Annotated in this window: 29 protein-coding genes; 15 read left to right on the top strand and 14 right to left on the bottom strand. The window is 67.5% G+C overall.

The features are described 5' to 3' along the window. Position 1: 1 nt before the first annotated feature. From ACIQC9_RS07255 to ACIQC9_RS07270, 4 genes are read left to right on the top strand one after another with little or no spacing between them, the layout of a single operon-like run. The gene (locus ACIQC9_RS07255) at positions 2 to 1,009 is read left to right on the top strand and encodes an arginine N-succinyltransferase (protein WP_400613931.1); all 1,008 of its coding nucleotides are present in this window, start codon (positions 2 to 4) and stop codon (positions 1,007 to 1,009) included. Between the two features lie 8 nt (positions 1,010 to 1,017). Continuing rightward, a complete protein-coding gene (gene astD, locus ACIQC9_RS07260) occupies positions 1,018 to 2,436 on the top strand; it encodes a succinylglutamate-semialdehyde dehydrogenase (RefSeq protein WP_400613933.1) in 1,419 nt (472 codons plus the stop codon). Further along, entirely contained in the window at positions 2,433 to 3,767 is a 1,335-nt protein-coding gene (gene astB, locus ACIQC9_RS07265; protein ID WP_400613936.1) for an N-succinylarginine dihydrolase, read from the top strand. Before astD ends, astB begins: the two co-directional genes overlap by 4 nt. Positions 3,768 to 3,771: 4 nt before the next feature. Next, positions 3,772 to 5,046 carry an MFS transporter gene (locus ACIQC9_RS07270; RefSeq protein ID WP_400613938.1) on the top strand — a complete coding sequence of 425 codons (1,275 nt, stop codon included), beginning with the start codon at positions 3,772 to 3,774 and terminating at the stop codon, positions 5,044 to 5,046. Here the strand turns inward: ACIQC9_RS07270 and phhA are convergent. After that, the gene (phhA, locus tag ACIQC9_RS07275; RefSeq protein ID WP_400613940.1) at positions 5,043 to 5,918 is read right to left on the bottom strand and encodes a phenylalanine 4-monooxygenase; all 876 of its coding nucleotides are present in this window, start codon (positions 5,916 to 5,918) and stop codon (positions 5,043 to 5,045) included. The genes ACIQC9_RS07270 and phhA overlap by 4 nt on opposite strands. Before the next feature lie 68 nt (positions 5,919 to 5,986). Next, positions 5,987 to 6,301 carry a heat shock protein HspQ gene (hspQ, locus tag ACIQC9_RS07280; RefSeq protein WP_400613942.1) on the bottom strand — a complete coding sequence of 105 codons (315 nt, stop codon included), beginning with the start codon at positions 6,299 to 6,301 and terminating at the stop codon, positions 5,987 to 5,989. A gap of 145 nt (positions 6,302 to 6,446) precedes the next feature. Here hspQ and ACIQC9_RS07285 point away from each other — a divergent pair, with 145 nt between their 5' ends. Further along, a complete protein-coding gene (locus ACIQC9_RS07285; protein ID WP_400613944.1) occupies positions 6,447 to 7,583 on the top strand; it encodes a Ppx/GppA phosphatase family protein in 1,137 nt (378 codons plus the stop codon). Here ACIQC9_RS07285 and ACIQC9_RS07290 read toward each other — a convergent pair. Genes ACIQC9_RS07290 through gyrA form a run of 5 tightly spaced genes read right to left on the bottom strand, consistent with a single transcriptional unit; the run spans position 7,558 to position 13,444 of the window. Next, the gene (locus ACIQC9_RS07290; RefSeq protein WP_400613946.1) at positions 7,558 to 8,448 is read right to left on the bottom strand and encodes a peptidylprolyl isomerase; all 891 of its coding nucleotides are present in this window, start codon (positions 8,446 to 8,448) and stop codon (positions 7,558 to 7,560) included. The two genes, ACIQC9_RS07285 and ACIQC9_RS07290, sit on opposite strands and share 26 nt — an antisense overlap. A gap of 27 nt (positions 8,449 to 8,475) precedes the next feature. Beyond that, positions 8,476 to 9,315 carry a peptidylprolyl isomerase gene (locus tag ACIQC9_RS07295; protein ID WP_400613948.1) on the bottom strand — a complete coding sequence of 280 codons (840 nt, stop codon included), beginning with the start codon at positions 9,313 to 9,315 and terminating at the stop codon, positions 8,476 to 8,478. 12 nt (positions 9,316 to 9,327) lie between these two features. Next, positions 9,328 to 9,807 (bottom strand): pantetheine-phosphate adenylyltransferase, encoded by a 480-nt coding sequence (gene coaD / locus ACIQC9_RS07300; RefSeq protein ID WP_400613951.1) that lies wholly within the window; start codon positions 9,805 to 9,807, stop codon positions 9,328 to 9,330. Positions 9,808 to 9,857: 50 nt separating this feature from the next. Next, a complete protein-coding gene (locus ACIQC9_RS07305) occupies positions 9,858 to 10,661 on the bottom strand; it encodes an aminotransferase class IV (protein WP_400613953.1) in 804 nt (267 codons plus the stop codon). 5 nt (positions 10,662 to 10,666) lie between these two features. Next, positions 10,667 to 13,444, bottom strand: coding sequence for a DNA gyrase subunit A (gyrA, locus tag ACIQC9_RS07310; protein ID WP_400613956.1), 2,778 nt, complete (start codon positions 13,442 to 13,444; stop codon positions 10,667 to 10,669). A gap of 122 nt (positions 13,445 to 13,566) precedes the next feature. Between gyrA and ACIQC9_RS07315 the strand changes: the two genes are divergently transcribed. Further along, entirely contained in the window at positions 13,567 to 14,127 is a 561-nt protein-coding gene (locus ACIQC9_RS07315; protein WP_400613958.1) for a superoxide dismutase family protein, read from the top strand. Here ACIQC9_RS07315 and ACIQC9_RS07320 read toward each other — a convergent pair. Further along, the gene (locus ACIQC9_RS07320; RefSeq protein ID WP_400613960.1) at positions 14,124 to 15,968 is read right to left on the bottom strand and encodes an ABC transporter transmembrane domain-containing protein; all 1,845 of its coding nucleotides are present in this window, start codon (positions 15,966 to 15,968) and stop codon (positions 14,124 to 14,126) included. The two genes, ACIQC9_RS07315 and ACIQC9_RS07320, sit on opposite strands and share 4 nt — an antisense overlap. A 132-nt stretch (positions 15,969 to 16,100) precedes the next feature. Between ACIQC9_RS07320 and rpmE the strand changes: the two genes are divergently transcribed. Then, positions 16,101 to 16,325 carry a 50S ribosomal protein L31 gene (rpmE, locus tag ACIQC9_RS07325; protein WP_400613962.1) on the top strand — a complete coding sequence of 75 codons (225 nt, stop codon included), beginning with the start codon at positions 16,101 to 16,103 and terminating at the stop codon, positions 16,323 to 16,325. A 222-nt stretch (positions 16,326 to 16,547) separates the two neighbouring features. Then, positions 16,548 to 18,041, top strand: coding sequence for a murein L,D-transpeptidase (locus tag ACIQC9_RS07330; RefSeq protein ID WP_400615416.1), 1,494 nt, complete (start codon positions 16,548 to 16,550; stop codon positions 18,039 to 18,041). 3 nt (positions 18,042 to 18,044) lie between these two features. On the opposite strand, the gene ACIQC9_RS07335 is transcribed toward ACIQC9_RS07330, so the two are convergent. Next, on the bottom strand, positions 18,045 to 18,581 hold the full coding sequence (locus ACIQC9_RS07335) for a DUF1465 family protein (protein WP_400613965.1): 537 nt from the start codon (positions 18,579 to 18,581) through the stop codon (positions 18,045 to 18,047). A gap of 84 nt (positions 18,582 to 18,665) precedes the next feature. Next, complete coding sequence (locus ACIQC9_RS07340; protein ID WP_400613967.1) at positions 18,666 to 18,869, bottom strand: DUF1192 domain-containing protein; 204 nt, start codon at positions 18,867 to 18,869, stop codon at positions 18,666 to 18,668. A gap of 83 nt (positions 18,870 to 18,952) precedes the next feature. Here ACIQC9_RS07340 and ACIQC9_RS07345 point away from each other — a divergent pair, with 83 nt between their 5' ends. Further along, the gene (locus ACIQC9_RS07345) at positions 18,953 to 19,924 is read left to right on the top strand and encodes an NAD(P)H-quinone oxidoreductase (RefSeq protein WP_400613970.1); all 972 of its coding nucleotides are present in this window, start codon (positions 18,953 to 18,955) and stop codon (positions 19,922 to 19,924) included. Here the strand turns inward: ACIQC9_RS07345 and ACIQC9_RS07350 are convergent. After that, positions 19,921 to 20,781, bottom strand: a complete 861-nt coding sequence (locus ACIQC9_RS07350; RefSeq protein ID WP_400613972.1) for a beta/gamma crystallin-related protein — start codon at positions 20,779 to 20,781, stop codon at positions 19,921 to 19,923. The two genes, ACIQC9_RS07345 and ACIQC9_RS07350, sit on opposite strands and share 4 nt — an antisense overlap. A gap of 207 nt (positions 20,782 to 20,988) precedes the next feature. Here ACIQC9_RS07350 and ACIQC9_RS07355 point away from each other — a divergent pair, with 207 nt between their 5' ends. After that, on the top strand, positions 20,989 to 21,663 hold the full coding sequence (locus tag ACIQC9_RS07355; protein WP_400613973.1) for a DUF1013 domain-containing protein: 675 nt from the start codon (positions 20,989 to 20,991) through the stop codon (positions 21,661 to 21,663). Between the two features lie 43 nt (positions 21,664 to 21,706). On the opposite strand, the gene ACIQC9_RS07360 is transcribed toward ACIQC9_RS07355, so the two are convergent. Then, the gene (locus ACIQC9_RS07360) at positions 21,707 to 21,880 is read right to left on the bottom strand and encodes a YdcH family protein (protein ID WP_400613975.1); all 174 of its coding nucleotides are present in this window, start codon (positions 21,878 to 21,880) and stop codon (positions 21,707 to 21,709) included. A gap of 129 nt (positions 21,881 to 22,009) precedes the next feature. Between ACIQC9_RS07360 and ACIQC9_RS07365 the strand changes: the two genes are divergently transcribed. Genes ACIQC9_RS07365 through ACIQC9_RS07375 form a run of 3 tightly spaced genes read left to right on the top strand, consistent with a single transcriptional unit; the run spans position 22,010 to position 23,335 of the window. Continuing rightward, positions 22,010 to 22,612: a UbiX family flavin prenyltransferase gene (locus tag ACIQC9_RS07365; RefSeq protein ID WP_400615418.1), complete on the top strand. Its 603-nt coding sequence runs from the start codon at positions 22,010 to 22,012 to the stop codon at positions 22,610 to 22,612. Continuing rightward, positions 22,609 to 23,073: a TIGR02444 family protein gene (locus tag ACIQC9_RS07370; protein ID WP_400613977.1), complete on the top strand. Its 465-nt coding sequence runs from the start codon at positions 22,609 to 22,611 to the stop codon at positions 23,071 to 23,073. Before ACIQC9_RS07365 ends, ACIQC9_RS07370 begins: the two co-directional genes overlap by 4 nt. 37 nt (positions 23,074 to 23,110) lie before the next feature. After that, positions 23,111 to 23,335 carry a YdcH family protein gene (locus ACIQC9_RS07375; RefSeq protein WP_400613980.1) on the top strand — a complete coding sequence of 75 codons (225 nt, stop codon included), beginning with the start codon at positions 23,111 to 23,113 and terminating at the stop codon, positions 23,333 to 23,335. Between the two features lie 4 nt (positions 23,336 to 23,339). Here the strand turns inward: ACIQC9_RS07375 and ACIQC9_RS07380 are convergent, their stop codons facing one another. Then, positions 23,340 to 23,903 carry a GGDEF domain-containing protein gene (locus ACIQC9_RS07380; protein WP_400613983.1) on the bottom strand — a complete coding sequence of 188 codons (564 nt, stop codon included), beginning with the start codon at positions 23,901 to 23,903 and terminating at the stop codon, positions 23,340 to 23,342. A gap of 122 nt (positions 23,904 to 24,025) precedes the next feature. Here ACIQC9_RS07380 and purE point away from each other — a divergent pair, with 122 nt between their 5' ends. Both purE and ACIQC9_RS07390 read left to right on the top strand, forming a co-directional pair. Continuing rightward, a complete protein-coding gene (gene purE, locus ACIQC9_RS07385) occupies positions 24,026 to 24,517 on the top strand; it encodes a 5-(carboxyamino)imidazole ribonucleotide mutase (RefSeq protein ID WP_400613985.1) in 492 nt (163 codons plus the stop codon). Continuing rightward, positions 24,518 to 25,594: a 5-(carboxyamino)imidazole ribonucleotide synthase gene (locus tag ACIQC9_RS07390; protein ID WP_400613987.1), complete on the top strand. Its 1,077-nt coding sequence runs from the start codon at positions 24,518 to 24,520 to the stop codon at positions 25,592 to 25,594. On the opposite strand, the gene ACIQC9_RS07395 is transcribed toward ACIQC9_RS07390, so the two are convergent. Next, positions 25,591 to 26,277: a COQ9 family protein gene (locus tag ACIQC9_RS07395; RefSeq protein ID WP_400613989.1), complete on the bottom strand. Its 687-nt coding sequence runs from the start codon at positions 26,275 to 26,277 to the stop codon at positions 25,591 to 25,593. The two genes, ACIQC9_RS07390 and ACIQC9_RS07395, sit on opposite strands and share 4 nt — an antisense overlap. Positions 26,278 to 26,426: the final 149 nt, after the last annotated feature.

Below are 26,426 nucleotides of genomic sequence, written 5' to 3' on the forward strand. Positions count from 1 at the left end.
CATGCTCGTCGTTCGCCCCGCCGGCCCCTCCGACCTCGACTTCCTGCTGGAGCTCGCCATCCTGAGCGGCCCGGGCTTCACCAGCCTGCCCGAGGATCCGGACCAGTTGGCCGAGCGTCTGGACCTGAGCCGCGACAGCTTCGCCGGAGTGCTTCAGCCGCAGGAGCGCTGGTACACGCTGATGCTGGAGGAGAGCGAGACCGGGGACGTTGACGGCGTCGGCTCGGTCAAGGCGGCGGTCGGGCTCAAACGGCCCTTCTTCAGCTTCCGGGTCGTGACGAACACCCAGTCTTCGCCTTCGTTGGGCATCAAGCTGGAGCAGAAGACCCTCGTACTGGTCAATGAGTGCACCGGCTGGACCGAAGTGGGCTCGCTATTCCTCAAGGCTGACCGGCGCAAGGGCGGCGCGGGGAGGCTGCTCAGCCAGTCGCGCTATATGCTGATCGGGGCCGAGCCGGACCTCTTCGCCGACACCGTGCTGGCCGAACTGCGCGGCGTCTTCACCCCCGACGGCGCCTGTCCGTTCTGGGATCATGTGGCGCACAAGTTCTTCCCGATGGAATTCGATGAGGCCGACCGGATGACCGGTTCGACCGACAAGCAGTTCATCCTCGATCTGGCGCCGCGCCATCCGGTGTATGTCGAGTTGCTGCCCGAGCCCGCTCGGGCCGTGATCGGCAAGGTGCACCCGCAGGGCGTGCCCGCCATGGCCCTGCTGGAGAGCGAAGGCTTCCGGCCCAACGGTCTGATCGACATCTTCGACGCCGGCCCGACCGTGACTTGCCAGCGCGACAACATCCGCACCGTCCGGGACGCCCGTCAGCTGACGGTCGCCATCGCGGACGAGGTCGAGGCCGAACTACCGGCCCTGATATCGACCAACAGCGTCGGGGCGTTTCGCGCCGTGCGTCAGCGCGCCCATATGGAGGGCGACATCGCCACCCTGAGCCGCGAGACCGCCGAGGCGCTGCGGGTGCGGGCGGGCGACACCGTTCGTGTGAAGGCTTGAGTGATCCCATGACCCGTTTCCAGTCCATCGACCCGGCCACCGGCGAAGCCGTCTGGGAAGGCGCAGCCGCCACAGCGGCAGACGTGCAGGCGGCGACCGACCGCGCTCGCGCCGCCTTCGACGACTGGTCGGACCGCCCGCGGCAGGCCCGGGTCGATGCGGTGAAACGCTATCAGGCGGTGCTGAAGGACCGCGCGCCGCAGATGGCGGAGGCCATCAGTCGCGAGACCGGCAAGGCGCTGTGGGAGACGCAGACCGAGCTTCAGGCCATGCAGGGCAAGGTGGACATCTCGATCCGCGCCTATGATGAGCGCACGGGCGAACGCGAAACCGCCACCGGCTTTGGCCGCGCGGTGTTGCGTCACCGGCCGCATGGCGTGGCGGCGGTGCTGGGGCCGTTCAACTTCCCCGGCCACCTGCCCAACGGCCACATCGTCCCGGCCCTGCTGGCAGGCGACACCGTGGTGTTCAAACCGTCTGAAGAGACGCCCCTTACTGGCGAGTTGATGGCCAAAGCCTTCGAGGCGGCCGATCTGCCGACCGGCGTGGTCAACGTGGTGCAGGGCGGACGCGACACCGGCACGGCCCTGCTGGACAGCGGCATCGACGCCCTGATGTTCACCGGCTCTGGCGCCGCCGGCGCCCACTTCAAGAAGCGGTTCGCGGACGATCCGCATGTGATCCTCGCGCTCGAGCTGGGCGGTAACAATCCGCTGGTGGTCTGGGATGCGGCTGACGCAGACGCGGTCGCAGGTATCGTGGTCCAGTCCGCCTTTGTCACCACCGGACAGCGCTGCTCCTGCGCCCGCCGCCTGATCGTGCCGGAAGGTCCGCAGGGAGACGCAATCATCGAGGCCGTCGCCGCCATCGCCGACCGCCTGACCTTCGCACCGTGGAACAGCGAGAATGAGCCCTACGCAGGGCCGCTGATCTCCGAGCGCGCGGCCGAGGCGGCGAAGCAGGCCCTGCAACAGCGGATCGATCAAGGCGCCCGCGTCGTGCGCGCGACAGGCCGGATCGACGGCCTGTCCGGCGCCTTCGTCAAGCCGGCAATCGTCGACGTCACCGGCCTCGACGTGCTGGACGAGGAGATGTTCGCCCCCTTCCTGCAGGTCATTCGCGTTCCGACCTTCGACGCAGCGATCACGGCGGCCAATGCGACCCGCTACGGCCTGTCCGCGGGGCTGGTCAGCGACGATCCGGCCAAATGGGAGCGGTTCATCCGTCGCATCCGCGCAGGCGTGGTCAACTTCAACCGGCCGACGACGGGCGCCGCCGGGGACATGCCCTTCGGCGGTCTTGGGGCCAGCGGCAATCATCGGCCCAGCGCCTACTACGCCGCCGACTACTGCGCATACCCGGTGGCGAGCTTTGAGGCCGGCGCGGTGAAGAACATCGAAAGCGAGATCAAGGGCTTGCGGCCATGACCTCGGCTGTCGAGGCCAATGCCGACGGACTGATCGGGCCGACGCATTCCTATGCGGGCCTGTCGCCGGGCAATCTGGCTTCGAGCCTGAACGCCGGTGAGGCGTCCAACCCCCGGGCCGCGGTATTGCAGGGCCTCGACAAGATGAAACGGCTGGCCGATCTGGGCCTGCCGCAGTTTGTACTGCCCCCACATGAGCGGCCGGATCTGCGCTTCCTCCGGTCGCTGGGCTTCTCCGGTTCTGACGCGCAGGTGCTGGAGCGCGCGTGGAGGGACGCCCCCTCCTTCGCCGCCGCCGCCTGCTCGGCCTCGTCGATGTGGGCCGCAAACGCCGCGATGGTGACGCCAGGCGCGGACAGCGCGGACGGCCGGGTCCATTTCACCCCGGCCAACCTCGTGACCAACCTGCATCGCTCGCTGGAGCACGAACAGACGAAGCGTGCGCTGCATGCCCTCTTCCCTGACCCGGCGCGGTTCGCCGTGCACGACGCCCTGCCGCCCGTCGCGCACTTCGCCGATGAGGGCGCCGCGAACCACATCCGACTCTGCGCGGATCACGGCGCGCCCGGGGTCAACCTGCTGGTCTGGGGGCGTGAAGCTTGGGAGCACTGGGACGGGCCCTACCCCGCGCGGCAAACTCGCGAGGCGTCGGAGGCGATCGCTCGCCGACATGACGCGCGGGGCGTCGTGCTCGCTCGCCAGTCTCGAACCGCCATCGCCGGCGGGACCTTCCATAACGACGTCGTATGCGTCGGCGCGCTGAACACCCTGTTCCATCACGAGCTGGCGTTCGAGGACACGGCCGGGACGCACGCCGCGATCCGACAAGCCGCTGACGGCTTCGAGCCCATCTTCGTCGAGATCGCGGCCGCTGATCTGCCCTTGGCCGACGCCATCTCCAGTTATCTGTTCAACTCGATGCTGGTGCAGTTGCCGGGGGAGGACCGCCTGACCCTGATCTGCCCGACCGAGACCCGCGACAACGCCCGCAGCCATGCGGTGGCTCAGGGGCTGACCGGCTCGAACGGCCCGATTGGCCGGGTCGAGTACGTCGACGTGCGCCAATCGATGCGTAACGGCGGCGGGCCCGCCTGCCTGCGTCTGCGCGTGGTGCTGACCGAGGCCGAGCTCGCAGCGACCAACCCGGGCATGCGCCTGACCGACGAACTGCACGGCGCGCTCAGCGTCTGGGGCGCGACCTGGTATCGCGACGAGCTGCGGCCCTCGGACCTCGCCGATCCCGGGCTGCTGGACGAGAGCCGGGGCGCGCTGGACGAGCTGACCTCGATCCTCGGCCTCGGCGGCGGCTTCTATCCGTTCCAGAGGACCTGACGCGATGACCCCCGCCCGCCGCCTGCGCAACATCATCGGCGGATCGGCCGGCAATCTGGTCGAGTGGTTCGACTGGTACGCCTATGCGGCCTTCACCCTCTATTTCGCGCCGGTTTTCTTCCCGAGCGGCAACAGCACCGCGGAACTGCTGAGCGCGGCGGCCGTCTTCGCGGTCGGCTTCCTGATGCGACCGGTCGGCGCGTGGATCATGGGCGTCTATGCCGACCGGAAAGGACGCAAGGCGGGGCTGACGCTGTCGGTGACGCTGATGTGCACCGGCAGCCTGATCATCGCCTGCACGCCCGGGTATGCAGCCATCGGACTGGCCGCGCCTGCCCTGCTGTTGTTCGCTCGCATGCTTCAGGGCCTCAGCGTAGGCGGGGAATACGGGTCGTCCGCGACCTATCTGTCGGAGATGGCGACGAAGGACCATCGCGGCTTCTGGTCCAGCTTCCAGTACGTGACCCTGATCTCGGGCCAGCTGCTGGCCCTGCTGCTGCTGATCGTGCTCCAGAACACGCTCAGCGAAGGCGCCCTGGCCTCATGGGGCTGGCGCATTCCGTTCTTCGTCGGCGCGGCGCTGGCGGTGATCGTCTTCTGGCTGCGTCGACGACTGGACGAGACACAAGCCTTCACGGCCGAGGAAACCCGCGCCGCGCCGAAATCCAGCGCCCTGCTGCTGGCCCTCAAGCACCCGCGCGAGGCCCTTCTGGTCATGGGCCTGACCGCCGGCGGGACCTTGGCCTTCTACACCTACACGACCTACCTGCAGAAATTCCTCGTCAACACGAGCGGGTTTTCGAAGACGACGTCGACGGAAATCAGCGCGGCGGCCCTGCTCATCTTCATGCTGATCCAGCCGGCGGTCGGCGCCCTGTCGGACCGGATCGGGCGCAAGCCGGTCATGGTGACGTTCGGGGTTCTCGGCGTCCTGCTGACCGTACCGATCATGACCACGCTGGCGCGCGTGGACCGCCCGTTCATCGCCTTCCTGCTGGCGCTTTCAGCGCTGGTGATCGTCAGCGGCTACACCGCCATCAACGCCGTGGTGAAGGCCGAGCTGTTCCCCGCGCACATCCGCGCGCTGGGCGTCGCCCTGCCCTACGCGATCGCCAACGCCCTGTTCGGCGGTACGGCGGAGTACGTCGCGCTGTGGCTGAAGGACGCCGGGTTCGAGGGCGTATACTTCTGGTACGTCACCGCCATGATCGGCGTGTCGTTGCTGGTCTATCTGTTCATGCGCGACACGAAACATCGCAGCCTGATCCAGCACGACTAGGCGGCGAAGCGGCCGCCCTTGGTGGCGTAATCCTGGCTGCCCTCGGTGTAGACCTTGTCCGTCGTAAGGATGGTCTCGATCGGGATCGCCTCGGCGCCCTCCAGCCGCTGGTAGATCGGGCCGAAGTCCTTCAGCGTCTCACGCTTCAGCTGCTCGATAGAGTCGATAACGAAGTAGACCTGCTGGAAATCGTCGATCCGGTAGAGGGTCTTCATCACCCGCTCCAGATCAAAGCCGAGCCTGTTCGGCGACGGATCCTCGATCGCGAATACGCTCTCTGTCGCTGACGACACGATCCCGGCGCCATAGATACGCAGGCCGTCCGTATCCTGCATCAGGCCGAACTCGACCGTGTACCAGTAGAGGCGCGCGAGGTTCGGCAGCATGCCCAGCGACGCGGCCCGCTGCCCGCCCTTGCCGTAGGCTTCCATATAGGCGGCGAAGTCCGGGTCGGTCAGCATCGGCACATGGCCGAAGACGTCGTGGAAGATGTCCGGCTCCTGCAGGTAGTCCAACTGGTCCGGCTTGCGGATGAACTGGCCCGACGGGAAACGGCGGTTGGCGAGATGGTCGAAAAAAACCTCGTCCGGCACGAGACCGGGCACGCATACCACTGTCCAGCCGGTCAGGGCCTGCAGTTTGGGATTCATCAGGCCGAAGTCGGGAATGCCGCCGGTGTTCAGGTCCAGCGCCTCCAGCCCCTTGAAGAAGACGTCCGCGGCACGGCCGGGCAGGATCTCCATCTGGCGGGCGTAGAGCGTGTCCCACGTGCTGTGTTCGACCTCGGTATAGGCGCGCCAGTTCTGCGGAATGGTCCAGTCCTCGGCGGCGCCCTCGGGGGGCTTGTCGAAGACGTGCTCGAAATCAGACATGGCGACGCTCCTTCGGCTCTGACGGCCGTTTTGTCCAATCTAGGCCGCGCCGAAGCGGTTCGCCAGCGTCAGTGGATAGCCTGAGCCTTCGGAGCGTGGCGCCCGCTTGAGTCCATGGTGAACAGGCGACGCTCGTCCGCGCTGCAGACCTTGAGCAGATCAGGGTCGTGCTCCAGCGCGTCTTCGGCGGCGTAGGCCATGTAGCCGCCGCCCTCGTCGATCGCCAGCACATGGTAGAAGGGCTGGTCCGAAACGCCCGCGCCTTCGGACAACGGACCGCCCAGAAAGTGCGGATCGACATCGACCACGACTCCGCGAAAGTCGGCTTCGCGGTGACGAACGATCTGGCCAAGGCCGAAGCGGGCGGAGGGCATGCGGGTCATGGGGGCATACTGCGACGCCTCGCCTGAGCGAACCCCGCACGGCTCGTTCATCTTCCTGACAGAATCCATTTGCTCCGTGGCCGTCCGGGATTACCTTGTTCGGGACGGGCGCCGCTTCGGACCGCCCACCTTGAAAGTTCGGCCCATGCCGGAGACTGGGGACGCGCCCACGCGCGACCGGTCCCCGCATCGAGGGCCCCGAGGGCGGCGCGGCGGAGCCGGCGCCTCCGGAGGGTCATCGGCGCAAGGGCGAGAGGCGCCGCTGTATGGCGCACTCGACCTGGGGACCAACAACTGCCGTCTGCTGATCGCGCGCCCGTCGCGCGACGGCTTTCAGGTGGTCGATTCGTTCAGCCGCATCGTTCGCCTCGGCGAAGGCCTGTCGCGCACCGGGCGGCTGGATGACGCCGCCATGGACCGCGCCTACGACGCCCTGATGCTGTGCGCCGAGCGGGTTGGACGAAAGGGCGTGAGCCCTGACCGTCTGATGGCCGTGGCGACCCAGGCCTGCCGGCAGGCGGATAACGGCGCCGCCTTCATCGAACGCGTTCGCACCGGCACCGGGCTGAAGCTGCGGATCATCGACCCGATCGAGGAAGCGAAGCTGGCCGTCGAGGGCTGTCAGAACCTGTTCGACCCGGAGGCCGAAGCGGTTCTGGTCGTGGATGTGGGCGGCGGCTCGACCGAACTGAGCTGGCTGCTGCGCAAGGGGACGGGCTACGACCTGCAAGGCTGGATGTCGGCACCGATTGGCGTGGTGACACTGGCCGAGCGGCACCCGGAACCTGTCGACGCGGACGCGGGCGCGCATGTCGCGTGGTACGAAGCCATGGTCGCCGACATGGGCCGGGGCATCGCCGAGGCTCCTGTCGGGCAGGACTTGCGTGAGGTGTTTGTCGCCGGCCGCGCCCATATGGTCGGCACCTCGGGCGCGATCACCAGCCTTGCGGGCATCCACCTGAATCTTCGGCGATATCAGCGCAATCTGGTCGACGGGCTCTGGATGTCCCGGGCCGACTGCGAGGCGGCGGCGGAACGTCTGAAGGCGCTCGGGCCAAAAGGGCGCGCAGCCGAGGCCTGCATTGGCCCGGACCGCGCCGATCTGGTTCTGGCGGGCGCGGCGATCATGGAGGCGGTGCAGAGGGCATGGCCGTCCGAGCGGGTCCGCGTGGCGGATCGGGGCCTGCGCGAAGGGCTGCTGCTTCAGCGCATGCGGGAAGATCGACGCCCACGCCGAAGACGCCGCAGACGCGGCTCTAGCTCACCTCAACAGGCAGGGTGACGTCGCAGATCGAGAAGTCCGCGCCGCGCGCCCCTCTCGCCTGATCAGCCAAGGCCCGGAAGCGCGGGGAATCCGTCGCCAGAACCCGCGCCGTCGGGCGCTCGGCCGCCGGCAGGTCTGAGGCGACGCGCACCCGCGTCATCCGGTCGGGCGTCGCCTGCGCCATCATGCCGTTGTCGCCGTCGCCGACCTGAATTGACCGCACGACCTCCAGTCCGGAGATCGTCGTGCCCCAGACTGTGTAGCGCTTGTCGAGCGCAGGATAGGCCTGACGCATGAGGAAGAACTGGCTGTTGGCGGTGTCGTTGCCCTCGTCGCGCGCCATGCCGGCCACGCCTGGGCAGTAGATCGCCCACCCGTGCACCTTGCCGTCCGCTGTGGTGGCGAAGAGGGCGTCGGGCTGGGTCTGGATCGGAAGAGAGTTCAGGAAGCCCACCTGCGCGCCCATGGGCGCGGCTACGGCGGCGAACGGCGCCGTTCGGTCGCGTCGGAAGGTGAACTCGGCCTTCAGGTCCGGGTAGGCGCTCTGCCCCTCCCCGCTGCCCAGCGGGTCGCCGGTCTGGGCCATGAACAGGTCGATCACCCGGTGCCAGGTCAGATTGTCGAAGAAGCCGTTGCGGGACAGCAGGCGGATACGCTCGACATGCAGCGGCGCAACGTCGGGCGCGAGCTCGACGAGGATGCGGCCCTTGGTCGTATCGATGACAAGCAGGTTCTCTGGGGCGACCGTCCGCCATTCGCTGGGCGGAGGCGCCGCCTGCTCGGCCGGCGGCGGAGGCGGAGGCGGCGTCGCGGCTTCCTGGGCCAAGGCCGGCGTAGCGGACAAGGCGACCAGAGCCGCCAGCACGGTGAACCTCGAAGTCATGCGCTTCTCCCCGGGGCGAATGATTAACTAGCCCCCGATCAGCTCGGCGGGCGGCTGGGCGTCGCAGATGTTGAAGGCGGCGCCTCTGGTTGTCTTGGTCCGTTCGACGAAAGCAGTGAAGGCCGGGCTGGCGGTATTCATCACCCGCACGGCCGGGCGTTGGCCCTCCGGCATGGCGGACGCCGTCCGGACCCGGGTCATGACGTCGGGGTCGACGACCTGACCGTTGGGGCCTTGCCCGACCTTGATGGCTTCCACGGCGTCCATCCCGACAACCACGCGGCCGAAGGGCGTGTACTGGCCGTTCAGATCTTCTCGGTCAGCCCTCATGAGGAAGAACTGGCTGTTCGCGCTGTTCACGTCGGCGCCGTTGCGGGCCATGCCGGCGACGCCCTTGCAGAACAGCGCCTGCGCGCCCGCCTTGAAGTCGGCGGTCACCATCATCTGGGCGTCGGGCTGGGTGACGACGGCCATGGACCCCATCACGCCGGCCTGGCCCTGCGGTGTCGGCTGCACTGGGGCGAACCCGGCATCGCGGCCACGACGGAACTGGAACTCGGCGTTGACGTCAGGCAGGTCGCTGCCGCCCTGACCGGTGCCTTGGGGGTCTCCGGTCTGGACCATGAAGTCGGCGATGACGCGATGAAACTTCAATCCGTCGTAGAAGCCGCGGTCCGCCAGCGTGCGGATACGTTCGACCGACAGCGGCGCGACGCGGGAGTCGAGTTCAACCAGAATTCGCCCGTGCACGGTGTCGATGACCAGCAGGTTCTGCGGCTCAATCGTGCGCCAGTCCGGCGCGGTCTGGGCGGCGACGGGCGCGGCAAGGATGGCAAACGAAACGGCGAGGGCGGCTGCGAACTTCAAGCTCTTGATCTCTTATCTGACCTTGGCGCGGACGGCGCTGGCCACTGCGGGACTGACGAAACTGTCGATCGCGCCATCAAGACGGGCGATCTCCTTGACCAGCCGCGAGGCGATGGCCTGGTGGCGAGGGTCGGCCATGAGGAAGACCGTTTCGATGTCGGCATTGAGGCGCTGGTTCATCGCCGTCATCTGGAATTCGTATTCGAAGTCCGCGACGGCGCGCAGGCCGCGGATGATCATCGAGGCGCCCAGCTCCTCGGCGAAATGCATCAGCAGGGTGTCGAACGCGCGGACCTCCACCTTGTCGCCGAACCGGGCCACCTCGGCGCGGAGCATCTCGACGCGTTCGTCGGTCGCAAACAGCGGCCCCTTGTCGTCATTGCGCGCCACGCCGATGACCAGACGGTCCACCAGCTTCACGGCCCGGCCGATGATGTCCATATGCCCGTTGGTGATCGGGTCGAAAGTGCCGGGATAGAGCCCGATACGCATGCAGTCCTCCCCCGCGATTTCGCTGGTTTAGCAGGCAGTTGCAGCCGGGCCTAGATCGGCTGGAGCGCAGCGGCGCGCCACGCCGTGGTCAGACGCTCGATCAGGTCGGGGCGAGCATCGAAGACATGATCTCCGATCGCCGTGATCGCACAGGCGGGGGTGGCGCTGTTGCAGAGAAAGGCCGCATCGAACCGGTGCAGGTCCGGCAGGCGAACGGGCGCGATCGTGCTGGTCATCCCGACAACCGCAAGGTGCTGGTCCATCAACGCCTGCGTGACGCCTTCCAGCATGGGGGCGTCGGGCCAGATGACCTGATCACCCACGACAAATCCGATATTCCAGAGCGCCCCCTCCGAGATCAGCCCGGTCGCATCCACGAACAGCGCGTCATCAAAGCCCGAGGCCCGCGCCGCACGGCGGGCCTGAATCAATTCGAGGGTGGCGACATGCTTGAGATGCGGCGACTGCCGCTGGTGCACCTGCGGCTGGGCGCGGGCGCTCTCCGCCAGTGGTGCTGGCGGGTCGAAGGCGCCGACCATGACCTTGGGCCGCCCTCGCCACTCGACCTCGCGGTGAGAGATTTCAGGCGAGAACAGGCTGACCCGCACCCACGCCTCGGTTCGATCGCCCAGCGCCTGCCGCAGGGCCTCGCGCAACCGCGGCTCGCCGACCGGTTCGCCGAACAGTTCGACGGCCGAGGCGTCCAGCCGCGAGAGATGCCGGTCCAGCCCCCTCGCCCCGCCGTTCTCGACGCGGAACGAGGTGTAGGCGCCGTAGTTGACCAGCGCCTGATGAGCCAGATCGCGCGTGCTGGCCGGCTCGCCGTCGATCCAGAGGATGCGGCGATCGGCCAATGCGATCAGGCCTCCCCCTCGCCGCCCTCGATCTCGCCGCCTTCACCGTCGATGATCTCATCCCCGCCGCCACTGTCCGGCAGGCGCTCGACCGATACGACCTTTTCGCCGTCCGCCGTGCGGAATATGGTGACGCCCTGACTGGTGCGGCCGACGATACGAACCTGTCCGATCGGCGTACGGATCATCTGGCCGCCCGAAGTGACCAGCAGCAGTTCGTCGCCGTCCTCGATCGGGAAGGCCGCCGCCAGACGCGTGCCGGCCCGTCCGCCAAGACCATGAGCCGTCAGCCCCTGACCGCCGCGACCCGTGCGGCGGTACTCATAGGCCGAGGAGCGCTTGCCGAAGCCGGTTTCGGTGACAGTCGCGATGAACTGCTCCGCCGCGCCGAGTTGGGCGATACGTTCGGTCGACAGGATGGCGTCGCTCGCCGCCTCATCTCCATCCTCCTCGACGACAGCCGTGGTTTCATCCTCGCCCTCGACGGCGCGACGCATGGCGTTGGCGTGCTTGACGTAGGCCGAGCGCTCTTCCGGAGTGGCGTCGACCCGGCCCAGCACAGCCATCGAGATAACCTCGTCGCCGTCCTGCAGGCGGATGCCGCGCACGCCGGTGGAATCCCGGCCCTTGAACACCCGCACGTCGTCCGCCTTGAAGCGGATTGCGCGGCCGAGCGCCGTGGTCAGCAGGATGTCGTCCTCGCCGGTGCACAGGCCGACGCCGACCATCCGGTCGCCGTCTTCCAGCTTCATGGCGATCTTGCCGGCGCGATTGACCGTCGCGAAGTCCGACAGCTTGTTGCGTCGCACGTCGCCGGACTTCGTGGCGAACATGATGTCGTAGTCGCCCCAGGTGGCCTCGTCCTCGGGCAGGGGAAGCACGTTCATGATGCTGTCGCCCGGCTCGATCGGCAGCAGGTTCACGAACGCCTTGCCGCGCGACTGCGGGTTGCCCAGCGGCAGACGCCAGGTCTTCAGCTTGTAGGCCTTGCCGTTGGTGGCGAAGAACAGCACCGGTGTGTGGGTCGAGGCCGAGAAGACGCCCACGACCGCATCGTCGTCCTTCATCGCCACGCCCGAGCGGCCCTTTCCGCCACGATGCTGGGTCCGATAGGCGTTCAGCGCCACGCGCTTGACGTAGCCGCCGTGGGTCACGGTCACCACCATGTCCTCGCGCGGGATCAGGTCCTCGTCTTCCAGCTCGAAATCGCCGTCGCCGATCTGGGTCCGGCGCGGCACCGCGAACTGGTCCTTCACGGCGATCAGATCGTCGCGGATCACGGCGAGGATGTTGGCGCGGTCGGACAGCAGGTTCAGGTGACCCTGAATGGTCCCGGCCAGCTCACGCGCCTCGCCGAAGATGTCGTCGCGGCCAAGGCCGGTCAGGCGGCTGAGCGTCAGAGCCAGAATGGCGCGGGCCTGTTCGTCCGTCAGATTCAGCTTGTCGCCGTCGATCAGCATGGAGCGCGGATCGGCGATCAGCTCGACGAGGGCGATCATGTCGCCCACCGGCCAGCTCTTGGCCTGCAACCGCTCGCGCGCCTCGGTCGGGTCGGCCGAGGATCGGATGATGTGGATCACCTCGTCGATGTTGGCCACGGCGACGGCCAGACCGACCAGCACGTGGCCGCGGTCGCGGGCCTTGGCCAGTTCGAACTTGATCCGGCGGACCACTACCTCTTCACGGAAGTCGAGGAAGACCTGCAGCAGCTGGCGCAGGCCCATCTGTTCCGGGCGGCCGTGGTTGAGGGCCAGCATGTTGACGCCGAACGACGACTGCATGGCCGTGAAGCGCCACAGCTGGTTCAGGATCACGTCGCCCGAAGCCTCGCGCTTCAGCTCGATGACCATGCGCATGCCCTGACGATCGGACTCGTCGCGAACGTCGGCGATGCCCTCGATCCGCTTCTCACGAACCATCTCGGCGATGCGCTCGATCAGGGTCTGCTTGTTGACCTGATATGGCAGCTCGGTGACCACGATAGCCTCGCGGTCCTTGCGGATGGTCTCGATCGTTGCCCTGCCGCGCACGATGACCGAGCCGCGACCGTCGCGCAGCGCGTTGCGCGGCGCGGTGCGGCCCATGATCTCGCCACCGGTCGGGAAGTCGGGACCCGGGACGATGTCCAGCAAGGCGTCGTCCGACACGTTCGGATCGTCCAGCAACACCACCGCCGCGTCGATGACCTCGCCGAGGTTATGCGGCGGGATATTGGTGGCCATGCCGACGGCGATACCGCCCGCGCCGTTGACCAGCAGGTTTGGAATCCGGCTGGGCAGGACGACCGGCTCCAGCTCCTTCTCGTCGTAGTTCGGCTGGAAGTCGACGGTGTCCTTGTCGATGTCCGCCAGCAAGGCGACGGCGGCCGAAGCCATCCGGGCCTCGGTGTATCGCATCGAGGCGGGCATATCGCCATCGACCGAACCGAAGTTGCCCTGTCCGTCGACCAGCATCAGCCCCATCGAGAAGGGCTGGGCCATACGCACCAGCGCCATGTAGACAGAGGCGTCGCCGTGCGGGTGGAAGCGACCGAGCACATCGCCGACCACACGGGCGCACTTCGAATAGGCGCGGTTCGGCTCCATGCCGAGGTCGTGCATCGAATACAGGATCCGCCGGTGCACGGGCTTCAGTCCGTCCCGCGCATCCGGAAGGGCGCGCGACACGATGACGCTCATGGCGTAGTCGAGATACGACCTGCGAAGTTCGTCCTCGATGGTGATGGTGGCGATGTCGCCGCCGCCGGCCGGCGGTGCGGCGTTGTCGTAGCTGTCGTCGGTCAAGGAAATCAGGCTTCAGTTGCCGGGAATCGGAACGTGATCCGCTATCGGGTTTTCTAGCAGTCACGGCCTTCCGAGGCAAAGAAATCACCGCCTTTTTGGGCTTTCACACGGGATATCCAACCATGCGCCGCCTTGCCCTCGCCACCCTTCTGACCGCGCCCCTGATGGTCGCTTGCGGAGCCGCGCTGGCCCAGTCGCCCGCTCCCGCTCCGACCCCGGCTCCCGCGCCGGCTCCGGAGCCCGTCGCGACGGCCGCCCTGAAGACCGCCGATGGGGGCGATGCGGGCATGGTGACGGCGTTCCGCGGCCCGCAGGGGCTGCTGTTCCGGGTCGAGGGCAAGGGCTGGCCGCAAGGCTGGCACGGCACCCACCTGCATGCCGTCGGCAAGTGCGAAGGGCCCGGCTTCACCTCCGCCGGCGCCCACGTGAACCACGCCGAGGCGCATCCGCACGGTTTGCTGAACGGTTCCGGCGGTCCGGATCTGGGTGATCTGCAAAACATCCACGCAGCGGCGGACGGCAGCGCCCACGCCGAGGTTTATCTGGGCAACACCACTGTCGACCTGACGGATGCGGACGGAACGTCGTTCCTCGTGCACGCCAACGCCGATGATCACGTCAGCCAGCCGATCGGCGGGGCCGGCGGCCGCATCGCCTGCGGCGTATTCGCGCCCGTAGGCTAGTCGGCCCGGAACTGAAGCTCAGCCAGACGCGCATAAAGCCCGCCGCGTGCGATCAGCGCGTGGTGGGTGCCCTCTTCCGCCACCTTGCCGTCTTCCATCACCACGATGCGGTCGGCGCGCAGGACTGTCGCCAGTCTGTGGGCTATGACCAGCGTCGTGCGGGCTTCCATGGCCTGATCAAGCGCAGCTTGAACGAGCCGCTCGTTTTCCGCGTCGAGCGCGGAAGTGGCTTCGTCCAGCAACAGGATCGGCGCATCACGAACCAGCGCCCGGGCGATGGCCAGACGCTGGCGCTGTCCACCCGACAGGCTCTTGCCGCGCTCACCCAGCGGCGTGCGGAACCCTTCAGGCAGTGCATTCACAAAGCCGAGCGCCTGCGCTTCCTCGGCGGCCGCCCGCACCTCGTCCTCGGTGGCGGATTCGTCGCCGAAGCGGATATTTTCCAGAGCCGAACCCGAGAACAGCGGCGCCTCCTGGGAGACCCAGGCGAAGCGATTGCGCACCGCGACCGGATCGGCGTCGCGGACATCGACGCCATCGACCGACACCAGACCCGACTGGGGATCGTAGAACCGCAGAAGCAGGCGGAAGACGGTGGACTTGCCCGCCCCCGACGGGCCGACAAGGGCCACAGTCTCGCCGGGACGGACAGTCAGGCTGAAACCTCTCAACGCCGGCAGGTCCGGACGGCCCGGATAGGCGAACTGGACCCCGGACATCGACACCTCGCCCACCGGCGGTTCCGGCAGGTTACGGGGATTGGCGGGCGCGGCTATTGACGGCGTGGCTCGCATCAACTCGTCGATCCGCTCCATGGCGCCGGCGGCCTTCTGGACGTCGCCCCAGCTCTCGCCCAGCGCCCCCACGGCCCCGGCGCAGAACACAGACAGCAGCACGAACTGGATCAGGGCGCCCGGCGTCATGCGTCCCGCGATGACGTCCTGCGCGCCCAGCCAAAGCACCAGCGTCACGCCGCCGAACATGACGACGATGATCATGGCCGTCATCACGGCGCGCGCCTTCATCCGGGTCAGGGAGACGCCGAACGCCGCTTCAACCGCATCGCCGAAACGATTGATGGCGCTTCTCTCCCGCCCGAAGGCCTGCACCGTTTCGATCGCGTCCACGCTCTCGCCCGCAAAGCCCACGGCGCTGGCGAACTTGTCCTGCGAGGCCACGGTCAGCTTGCGCACGCGACGGCCGAACAGGAACAGCGGACCCAGCAGCAGCGGCACGACCAGCATGACCAGACCGGTCAGTTTGGGGCTGACGAAGAACAGCAGCACCGTGCCGCCGATCAGGGTCAGGAAGTTGCGCAACGCATAGCTGACCGAGGTGGTCAGCAGGGTCTCGACCAGCGCCACGTCAGTCGTCAGCCGCGACAGCACCTCGCCGGTCCGCATCTGGGCGTAGAAGGACGGATCGAGCGTCAGCACCCGCTCGAACAGGCCCTTGCGCAGGTCGGCGATCACCCGCTCGCCGGTCTTGGTGACGAAGTAATACCGAACGGCCGTCGCCAGCCCGAGGAACAGCGCCACCGCACCCAGCAGCATGAACCAGAGATTCAGCTGCGCCCCACCACCCTCGAAGCCGTGGTCGATGGCGCCCCGGGCGGCCGCGGTCAGACTGAGCGAGGCGGTCGTGGACAGGATCAGCCAGACCGCCGCCATCGCCGCGTGACCCTTGTGCCGCCACAGGTATGGCAGCAGTCGGCCCAGGGGGCGCACGTCGCGGTTCCGCTTGCGACGCCCGCCGTCCTCCTCCATCCGCCCCGCCAGTTGCGCGCCCTCTCCGGGGCGGCTGCGTAGGTCTGCGGAGTCGGATGCGCGCGCGTCGGTCATTTGGCCGCCTCTTGCCCCGGAAAGGGCCTCGGTGTAAACGCCGCCACTCGCTCCCGCCGCGTCCCGGCGGGTTTCTCATTTTACGCGCACAGACGGTCGGCATCGTCATCGCGCAGAGACCGGACGACGACCATGAAGGCGGATACGCACCCCGACTACCATTTCATCACCGTCACGCTGACGGATGGTTCGACCTACCAGACCCGTTCCACCTACGGGAAAGAGGGCGACACCCTGAACCTGGACATCGACCCGTCGACGCACCCCGCGTGGACCGGCGGCAACCAGCAGCTGATGGACCGCGGCGGCCGTGTTTCGCGCTTCAACAACAAGTTCGCCGGCTTCATCAAGAAGTAAGTCGTGGGTGTGGAGACACACACCGCGATATCAAAGACACTCAAAGGCGTCGGTCCCTGACCGGCGCCTTTCTGTTTTTCCGGAACGCCGATAACATGCACGGCGTTGGCGTTTCGGGCGTGGACACTGTGTCCCGGCGGCGAAACGCGTAGAGATCTGGCGATGAATCGACGGCAATTGGGACTGGGCGCGGCGGTATCGGCCTTTGCGTCCTGCGCAAGCGTGAGCGCGTTGGCGCAGACACGTGATCCCGGCGCAGTCGCCTTCTACAACGGCTTCAATGACCAACTGGCGACCCTGCCCGAGGCGCAGCAGGCGGACGTCCGCGCCTTCTACGAATTGAACGGCTGGCGGCCGGTCTGGACTCCGGCGCGGATGCAGGCCCTGCGGGCAGGCGCGGCTCGGGCCGAGCGTCACGGCCTCTACCCCGGCGACTTCTTCGACTTCGACGCCGTGGCCGCCGATCGCACAGCCGGCGAGATGAAGACCACCGCCGCCGCCCTGGACTACGCCCGGGTGCTGGCCGAGGGCCGCGTGCGTCCCGAGGACGTCGAAGAACTGTGGGAAATGAGCAAGAACCGCGTCGATCTGCCCGCCGGGCTGAACGACGCGCTGGCCAACGAGCGGCTGGCGGACTGGCTTGAAGGTCTGGCCCCTACTGACATCGGCTACTCCAACCTGTCGGCCGGCTATGTCCGCTATCGCCGCCTGATCCGCGACAAGGGCGGCTGGCCGGCGTTCCGCAGCGGCGCCAACATCGAGCCCGGCGGCAGCGACAGCCGCATTCCAGCCCTCGTCCAGCGACTGGTGGCCGAAGGCGATATGACCGCCGATGTGGCCGCGACAGCGACCGGCAATGTCTATTCCGCACCGATCCAGGCGGGCGTTCGCAGCTTCCAGGCCCGGCACGGGCTGGGCGCTGACGGGCGGATTGGCGCGGGCACCCAACGTTCGCTCTCCGCATCGGCCGAGGATCGCGCCCGTCAGATCGCGCTGAACCTCGAACGCCGCCGTTGGCTGAAGCGCGAGGTCCAGCCGGAGCGGATCGAGGTCAACACCGCGGCCGCGATCATGGTCTACTGGAAGGACGGTCGTCCGGTGCACTCGAACCGCGTCGTCTGCGGCTCGCCTGACAACCAGACGCCCAGCCTCGAGAAACCGTTCGCGTCCGTCGTGGCCAATCCGCCCTGGTATGTGCCGGCCGGCATCGCGCGCCGCGAGATTCTGCCCAAGGGCCCCGGCTACCTCGCCAGCCAGAACATGTACGTCCAGAACGGACAGGTCATCCAGCGCGCCGGCCCCTCGGCCGCGCTCGGCTATGTGAAGTTCGAACTGCGCGACAGCTACGCCATCTTCCTGCACGACACGCCGTCGAAGGCGGCGTTCAACCTGTCCATGCGCCAGCGCTCGCACGGCTGCGTCCGGGTGCAGAACGCGGTGGAGTTCGCTCGCCTGCTGCTGTCGCCCGACCCGTCTCTGCTGGGCCAGTTCGACACGGCGCAGGACACCCGCGAGACCAAGCGCATCCAGACCGGGCGCGAGATCGGCGTGCGCCTGCTCTACTGGACGGCCTTCGTGGACGGACAGGGTCGGGTGGCGTTCCGCGAGGACGTATACAATCGCGACAAGAAGCTGGCCGAGGCTCTCGGCATCGCCGTCAGCCTGCCGACCGTCGTCGATGACGGCCGCAACGTCGCCAATGACGTCGGGCCGTAGGGTCTAGCCCCGGCCGAAGGCGGCCGTCAGGCGATCGAAATGGCTCTGAACCGGGTTCAGGGCCTCTTCCTCCGCTGCGTTTACATACATGCGGCGATCGAGGTGCAGCACCCGGTCGTAGAGCTTCTCGGTGCGGACCAGAAACTCGACAAGGGCGATCGGGAGCTCCGGACTGGTCGGCTCGGCCTCCGGCTTGCGGTCGGCAAGGCGATAGCGCGGCTGGCAGGCGTCGTCGGCGGACATGTCGCCTTCCCGCACCGCCCTCTGGACCAGCAGCCACGACGCGATCTGCATCAGCCGGGTCGTCAGCTTCATGCTCTCGCCCGCATAGGCCAGCGCGGCGGACCGGGAGAGCAGCTTGGAGTCGCGGCGGCCTTCGCCATCCAGATAGGCGGCCGTTTCCTCGACCAGTTCCATGCCTTCGCGGAACGTCCGGTCGAACAGTTGCGAGCGTGCGAAATCCTCGACCACGGCGGCGCGGTTGCGGGCGGATGTCGGAACTGAAGGGTCGTCGGTCGAAGTCAAAAGGATCAGACTCATCAGGGAACAGGCATCCGTATCACGCCCGACACGGTTTCGCGCGGCGCAATCACCGTCTGCAACGGATGTGCCAGTTCGTCCGGGTCAGGAGCGGAAGTTGAACAGGGCGTCTGCGGCGTTGCGCTGGGACGACTTGCCGTCGATGGCGGCGCGCGAGCGGGCGATCTCGCCCTCCAGCGCCTCGATGCGCTCTTTGAGGTCTTCCACCGAATAGCCGTCCAGATCTTCTCGCGTGAGGGCGATCATGGGCGCGCCGCGCGCCGGACGGGGCTCCAGATCTTCGAACATCGCCGCCTCCTTCCTGGCCAAGGGACCCGCAACCGCCTATCTGAACGCCCTCAGACCCACGATTGCAACCCACGGAGCCCGTCATGCGTGTGATCGAGATCGACGGTGGAGCGGGCCCGGCGGAGGCCCTGAGACTGGTCGAGCGTCCCGATCCGGTCGCCGGGCCGGGACAGGTCCGCCTTCGCGTTCGCGCCTCGGGCGTAAACCGTCCCGACCTGCTACAGCGCGCCGGCCGCTATCCGCCGCCGCCCGGCGCCTCCGACATTCTGGGCCTTGAGGTCGCCGGCGAGGTGGATCAGGTCGGTGAAGGCGTATCCCGCTGGCGGGTCGGCGACCGGGTCTGCGCCCTTCTTGGTGGCGGAGGATACGCGGATTATGCGGTGGTCGACGCCCGACACGCCCTGCCGATCCCTGACAGTCTGGACTGGGTCAACGCGGCGGGATTGCCCGAGACCGTCTGCACCGTCTTCGCCAATGTCTTCGAGGCCGGCGCCTTGAACGCCGGCGAGACGCTGATGGTGCACGGCGCGACAAGCGGTATCGGAGTGACGGCCATCCAGATGGCCAAGACCGCCGGCGCCCGTATCGTGGCGACATCGCGGGGCGCGGAGAAGACGGCCGCCGCACGTGCGCTCGGAGCGGACCTGAGCCTCGACGCGGAAACAGACGACCTTGAGCGGGCCATTCTGGATTTCGGCGGCGTCGATGTCGTGCTGGATATGGTTGGGGCCGGTTATGCGACGCTGAATCAGGCCGTGCTGAAACCCGGCGGCCGCTGGGTCGTCATCGCCACCTTGGGCGGCGCGATGGCGGAAATCGATCTGATGCGGTTGATGCTGAAGCGGATTGTCCTGACCGGCTCGACCCTTCGCGCTCGTCCGGCTGACGAGAAGGCGCGGCTGATTGCAGCGGTGGAGGCGACCGTCTGGCCCTGGGTCGCCTCAGGTCAGGTGCGGCCGCCGATCGAGGCGACCTTCCCCCTCGAACACGCAATGGCCGCCCACCTCAGGCTTGAGGCAGGCGGCCATGTCGGCAAGATCGTGCTGACCGTCTAGCGGGCCAGCGGACGCATCGACGAGATGCGGTCGTTCAGCTGGAGCTGTTGGAGGTTCCAGACATCCTCGCGGATAACCTGACACTGACCCCGGAAGTAGGCGTCGGTGCAGACCTCCCACGGGCCGGTCAGCCGGATCGAGCTGATCCGGTCGTTCAGGCCGCTGTCGCGCAGGTCCGCGATCTCACTGCGGAACGATTGCGACTGACCGCGATACATGGCGTCGCCGAAGACAGTGATCGAGGTCGTGCCCCACCCCCCGCCGGGGCCGCCGTTTCCGCCATCATACCGGCCCGGACGAAGCGACGAGATGCGGTCGTTCATGCCGGAAGGACGCAGGCTGCTGACATCGCCCGAGAAGGTCTGGCACTGGCCGCGGAAGTTGGCGTCGGTGCAAGCCGTCCACTCGCCGCGCATGCGCATCGAGCTGATCGTGTCGTTCATACCCACGCTGCGCAGATCGTTGACGGCGCCGTTGAGGGTCTGGGACGCCCCGCGGAAGTTGTCGTCGCGATAGACTTCGATCCCGCGACCACCCCAGCCGCCGCCGGGTCCACCCGGACCACCGGGGCCGCCGGGGCCGCCCGGACCGCCGCCGGGCCGGTCTTCATAGTCGCCCCTGTTCGGACCGCAGACCAGCAGACCGTCGCGATTGCGAATCTCGTAATCCGAACAGCGGTTCAGTTCGATCGAGGTCCCGCGGATGCGTCCCCGGTCGTCGCGGCAGTCGGCATAGAGCCGGCCGCGGTTGGTGTATTCGCCGCTGCAGGTCTGGCGGTAATCCCCGCGCGGAGCCGCCATGGTGCTGACCTGAGGGCTCGAGGTCATGGCCAGGGCGGCGAAGGCTTCTATCAACATGGCATCCTCCCGTGATGTGACGCGAACGCGTCTGTGAGGGCAATGTTCAACGCACCGGATGAACCTTGGCTGTATAACACGGTCGGCAATCGTTTTCTTTTCCGCTGAATGCGCCTATATCGAATGCTTGAGCGCCCGGCCGAAAGGTCGGGCGCCGTCGTATCCGGAACCCGGCCAGACCGGGCTCAGACAAGAAGCGAAGACGCCATGACCGACATCCTGATGCCCAAGGCCACCGCCGTCTGGCTGGTCGACAACACGTCCCTGACGTTTGAGCAGATCGCCGATTTCTGCGGCCTGCACCCGCTTGAAGTGCGCGGCATCGCCGACGGCGATGTGGCCCGCGACATTCGCGGCGTCGACCCGATCACCGGCGGCCAGCTGACCCGCGACGAGCTGGACAAGGCACAGGAAAACGACAGCTACCGCATGAAGGCCGTGGTCAGCCGCCACGCGGAAATGATCAAGGCCGCCAAGCCCGCGCCGCGCTATACGCCCGTGTCGCGTCGTCAGGACCGTCCGGACGCCATCGCCTGGTTCGTGCGGAACCACCCCGAAGTGACCGACGCGCAGATCGCCAAGCTGCTGGGCACCACCAAGGCCACGATCGAGAGCGTGCGCAACCGCACCCACTGGAACTCTCCCAACATCAAGCCGGTCGATCCGGTGACCCTCGGCCTGGTCGGCCAGCTGCAGCTTGATGACGTGGTCCGCAAGGCGGCGGACAAGAAGGCGAAGGACGACGCGAAGAAGGGCGGCGCCACCCTGCAGTCGGCTGAAGAGATCGCCGCGCAGGAGCCGGCCGAACCGGAGTTCGTTCCCGAGGAACGCGAGCGCCGCGGCGCCGAGCCCACCGCAGAGTCGGTGTTCGGCAAGAACTGACCCACGAAAAAGGCCCCGGGAGTGATCCCGGGGCCTTCTTCATCTAGTAGGTTCGCTGCTCAAGGCTGGTGATCTCTTCCTTGAGCCTGAGCTTCTGCTGCTTGAGCTCCCTTACCCGAAGCGAGTCCGTCGAGGGCCTGGAAATCTCGGCCCGGATGGTCTCATCCAGGCTCCGGTGACGATTCCCGAGTTCGCGGATACGAGCTTCGATGGTCATGGCTTGCGCCTCCATGTCATAGGAACGAATACAGTCAGCGCCCGGCTTGACCGCCTGTAGAATCACTTTGCGGTGAAGCTGCAGACGATCCGGACGCGGGTGAGCCTGGAGTTGGAATTGGCCCAAGATGTGAACGGAGCCGTACGAAAATCCGAACGCCGGTTGGTGGTCGGAATTTCCGGCGCGTCCGGCGTGACTTACGGCATCCGGACGTTGGACGCCCTGCGTGAGCTGGGGGTGGAAAGCCACCTTGTGGTCAGCCGCGCGGCCCTGCTGACGCTGTCGCAGGAGACCGACTTATCCACAGAAGAGCTCACAGGCCGCGCCGACGTGACGCACCGTCTGGCCGATGTCGGAGCCAGCATCGCCTCGGGCTCGTTCCGCACCATCGGCATGATCGTTGCGCCCTGTTCTGTCCGGACGATGAGCGAGATCGCGACGGGCGTGACTTCCAGCCTGCTGACCCGCGCCGCCGATGTGACGCTGAAGGAGCGACGGCCGCTGGTCCTGATGGTTCGCGAGACGCCCCTGCACCTCGGTCACCTGCGCACCATGACCGCGCTGGCCGAGATGGGCGCCACCATCGCCCCGCCCCTGCCCGCCTTCTACGCCAAACCCGCCAGCATCGAGGAGATGGTGGACCAGTCGGTAGGACGCGCGCTCGATGTGTTCGGACTGGACTGGTCGGCCGTGCGTCGCTGGGGCGGGCTGAAGGGCCCGGCGAGCGAATGACCCTGTGGGACTGGGCCGTTCGGGCCTATGCCGCCGAGGGTGTAGCGATCGCCTGCCTCGACCTGCAGGACGCGCAGGGACAGAACGTGCCGCTGCTGCTGTGGGCGGCGTGGTGCGCGAGCACCGGGCGAAAGCTGGACGAGGATGCGCTCGACGCGGCGTCAGACACCGCCCGGGTCTGGCAGGACGCGGCGATCGCTCCGCTTCGCCAGGTTAGGCGAAGCCTCAAGACGCGCATGCCCGATATGGAGGACGTTGCCCGCGAGGCGGTTCGGGCCCGGGTCAAATCCGCCGAACTGGAAGCTGAACGCTATCTGCTGGAGGCGCTGGAGGCCCTGTCGCCGCCTTCGTCCGGCGCCGTGCTGCCCGTTCTCCCGGCTCTTGTGGCGGCTTCCCGGACATGGTCGGCGATCACGCCGCGCACGGCCCTGACCTTGTTGGCTGACCGCCTTTCGGCCTGACGGGACGCACGCTATAGAACCCCGTCCGGGGCCTGACATGAACGACGACGAACCGTTTCTGAGTGAAGAAGACAAGGTGCTGCGCGCGGAGCTGAAGGCTCTGCGGCAGGAACACGCGGACCTCGACGCCTCCATCGAGGCGCTGGGCCATATGCCCATCCCCGATCAGCTGATGATCGCGCGCCTGAAGCGGAAGAAGCTGCAGCTGCGCGACGAGATCGTGAAGATCGAGGCCCGCATCTTGCCGGACATTATCGCCTGACGGCCTAGCGCCGCTTGCGGATCCACATCGCCGCGTCCGCCTCTGACAGCCAGATTTCGGGATCGGTCTGCCCCGAGTAGGCGCGAACCCCGAACGAGCCGCCCAGATCGATCTTCTGGCCTTCGTGCTCGAAGCTATCCGAAAGCAGGGCCTCTGCCAGCCGATCCGCCTTGTCCCGCCCGCCGTTCAGGCCGGCGTTCAGCATCAGCAGGGCGAACTCATCCCCGCCCAGACGCCCGACCGAATCGGACTCGCGCACATTGGCCAGCAGCAGCCGGGCGACATGCACCAGCGCCGCGTCGCCGGCCGCATGGCCATGCCGGTCGTTGACGCCCTTGAACCCGTCCATGTCGAGATACAGCAACACCGCGGGCGTGCCGTGCCGCTGGCAGAAGGCCATGGCGCTGCGCAGGGCAGCGATGAACCCACGACGGTTCAGCGCGGGCGTCAGCACGTCATGATCCGCCAGCGCCTCGGCCGCCTCGGCGCGCACGCGCAGCCGCTCGTTCTCGGCGCGAAGGCGCTCGAGTTCGGCGGTCATATCGGCGGCGGCGGCCGGCTCGGTCACGCGCTGAAGGCTCCCCAAGGTCCGCGACTCACCCCGCGCGACCGACGTTCAACCTAGCGCGGTCGGTTGCGGGCGCAACGCGTGTGCTGTAACGGGCCGCTTTCCTTGCGAAGGGGCGACGCATGGCGACGGAAACTCCGCCGGTGGCGATCATCATGGGCAGCCGGTCGGACTGGCCCACGATGAAGCACGCGGCCGATGCGCTGGACCGTCTGGGCGTGACCTGGGACGCCAAGGTCGTCAGCGCCCACCGGACACCGAAACGCCTGTTCGACTTCGCCCACGGCGCCAAGGCGGCCGGATACAAGGTCATAATCGCGGGCGCCGGCGGCGCGGCGCACCTGCCCGGCATGGCGGCGTCGATGACCGAGCTGCCGGTGCTGGGCGTGCCGGTTGAATCGAAGGCGCTCAAGGGCATGGACAGCCTGCTGTCGATAGCCCAGATGCCCGGCGGCGTGCCGGTGGCGACGCTGGCCATCGGCGAGGCGGGCGCCAAGAACGCGGGCATTCTCGCCGCCCAGATTCTGGCCCTGTCGGACGACGTTCTGGCTGGTCGGCTGGCGGCCTTCCGCGAAGCCCAGACCGAAAGCGTCCACGAAACGGTCGAGGACTGAGTGGCGGCTCCCCTGCCCCCCGGCTCGACCATCGGCGTCTTGGGCGGCGGGCAGCTCGGCCGCATGCTTAGTCAGGCCGCGTCGCGCCTCGGCTTCAACGTCGTCATCCTCGACCCCGAGGAGAACAGCCCGGCCGGCCGGGTGTCCCAAGGTCAGGTCGTCGCCGCCTATGACGACGCCACGGCCCTGACCGTGCTGGGCAAGGTCGCGCAGGTCGTAACCTTCGAGTTCGAGAACGTGCCCGCCAGCTCGATTGAACGGCTGGCCGAGGCCGGCGCACTGGTCGCTCCGGGGCCTCGCGCGCTCGCCGTCGCGCAGGACCGGGTCGAGGAGAAGACCTTTCTGAACAGCGTGGGCGCGACGACCGTCGACTTCGCCCCCGTCGATAGCCTCGACGATCTGCTAGCCGGTCTCGAACAGCTCGGAACGCCCGCCCTGCTCAAGACCCGCCGGGACGGCTATGACGGCAAGGGACAGGTCTGGATTCGCTCGGCGGAGATGGCTGCAGACGCCTGGTCCGCCATCGGTGAGAAGCCCGCGATCCTTGAAGCCCGCGCCGCCTTCATCCGCGAGCTTTCGGTAATCTGCGCCCGTGGACGCGACGGCGCGGTCGCTGTCTATCCGCTGGGCGAGAACATCCATTCCGGCGGCGTTCTGAAGACTACCCTCGCCCCGGCGAAGGTTGACGCCGCCACCGAGACCCGCGCCCGGGAGATCGCGACGGCGATCCTGAACGGCCTCGACTACGTCGGCGTCCTCGGCGTCGAGCTGTTCGACCTCGGCAACGGCAAGCTGCTGGTCAATGAGATCGCCCCGCGTGTCCACAACACCGGCCACTGGACGCAGGACGGCTGCGTTTGCGACCAGTTCGAACAGCACATCCGCGCCATCGCCGGCTGGCCTCTGGGCCCGACCGAAGCCCACGCCCGTGTCGAGATGACCAATCTGCTGGGCGACGAGGTCGAGCAATGGCGGACGCTGGCGGCGGAAGCCGATGTCCGCCTGCACCTGTACGGCAAGGCTGAGGCCAGACCGGGTCGCAAAATGGCGCACGTGAACCGGGTGAGAGTGCTCTAGCTCTCGGAAGCCGCCTTCGGCCCGTACCGCATCCGGCTCAGCGCATCCGTCATCTTGCGCAGCGGCGCGTCGAAGTCCTTGCCGGCCTTCCACTTCTCGAACGCCATGACATTGTCGATGCGGCGAGCCACGAACGCCTCGGCCGCTTCTCGACCGTCGAACCAGCGCATGGTCAGGGCCGGGATCAGAATGCCCGACAGGATCGCCCGCTTGGAATAGTGGTTCCAGTCCGTCGCCGTGTCGCCGGCCCAGTTCCACAGCAGGTCAGCGCTCTCCCACGCCAGCTTCAGGCCCAGATCGGCGTTGGTCGGCAGCGCGAGGAAGGCGGCGCAGCGCTTCGTCGCCTCCAGATCGGCGGCGCCGGCCTCCATGCGGGCAGAGACCGCGCGGGCGATTCGTTCGCGGATCTTGAGGCTCTTCACGTCCAGGTCGCCCAGAACCGCCATCGCCCGATCGTCGTAACGTCGCGACAGCAGGGCCGCCAGATCCCGGGCGCCGTTGGGCAGCAGCAGTTCCTCGTCTCCACGCGAGAGACCGCACGCCTCGCAGGCCGCGCGGACCATGCGGCCGTTCCAGCCCAGCGTCGGCGCGCGCTGGATGGCGGCGTCCAGCACGGTCTGCTCCATCTGGTCCGCCCAGTCTCCCTGCGGAGTTGCATTTGACAGATGTGGCGCGTCGGTCATGGCGGCATCATAAGCCCGTCCGACGGGCGTTTCGACCCTTCAGAAGTGATCGCGACCATATGGACAGGCCGGGCTGGCTCGTGTATCAGCCCGCCTCCACTCACGAGCCCCGGTTCGTCGAGAGCGAATTTTATTTGTCTGCCCGTCTC

It is taken from the genome of Brevundimonas sp. NPDC092305 (assembly GCF_044755415.1).
Taxonomy (GTDB): Bacteria; Pseudomonadota; Alphaproteobacteria; order Caulobacterales; family Caulobacteraceae; genus Brevundimonas.